Genomic DNA, 618 nt, shown 5'->3' on the forward strand with positions numbered 1-618 from the left:
GTGCTCGCTTCTTCGTTAACAATCCGAATGCAACAACCACATGTGGTTGTGGTGCATCATTTAGCGTGTAATTGACACGATCACAGGCAGCCAATTGGCTGCCTGAGTTTTACGTAGCAGGATGTCACGTAAACACGCTCTCAGCGCTCCGCAGGAGAGAATAATAAAAAGGACTTTGTATGTCTGGAACTTCGTTTGGGCGACGTTTTGTCGAACGTCCATGGCTAGTATCTCTCATCCTTATTTTGCTACTTGTTGCTTGGTTGGCTGCTGGGCAGCTCAAAGCACAAGGTGACCACACCTCATCCCCATCTCTCCAATCTGAAAACACGCCCTTAGCTAAGGTGATGTTTGATACTTTCACCGCAAAACCTACCAGTAAAACGATAGAACTTTATGGCCGAACCGCACCCAATCGCCAAGCTCGTCTTGGTGCAGAAGTGGCCGGCAAAATTGTCAGTCTCAACATTAATAAAGGGCAACTTGTTAAGCAAGGACAAGTGATTGCTAACATTGATAAGCGGGATTTGGACAGTCAGCCCAAACGCGCTCAGGCCATGCTGCGCGTGAAAGAAAAGGAGTTTAATGCCACAACACCGCGCAAAACCAGGGGGTTAC

General features: G+C 47.9%; 1 protein-coding gene and 1 pseudogene. Both read left to right on the forward strand.

Going from position 1 to position 618, the window contains the following annotated elements; translation table 11 throughout:
- Positions 1-71: pseudogene (locus tag R7Z77_RS26560) on the forward strand (iron-sulfur cluster insertion protein ErpA); the annotation flags it as partial.
- Positions 72-179: 108 nt separating this feature from the next.
- Positions 180-618: biotin/lipoyl-binding protein (locus R7Z77_RS26565; protein ID WP_318137199.1), on the forward strand; the 439-nt coding region annotated here is incomplete at its 3' end.

Source organism: Vibrio sp. 1401 (genome assembly GCF_033340295.1).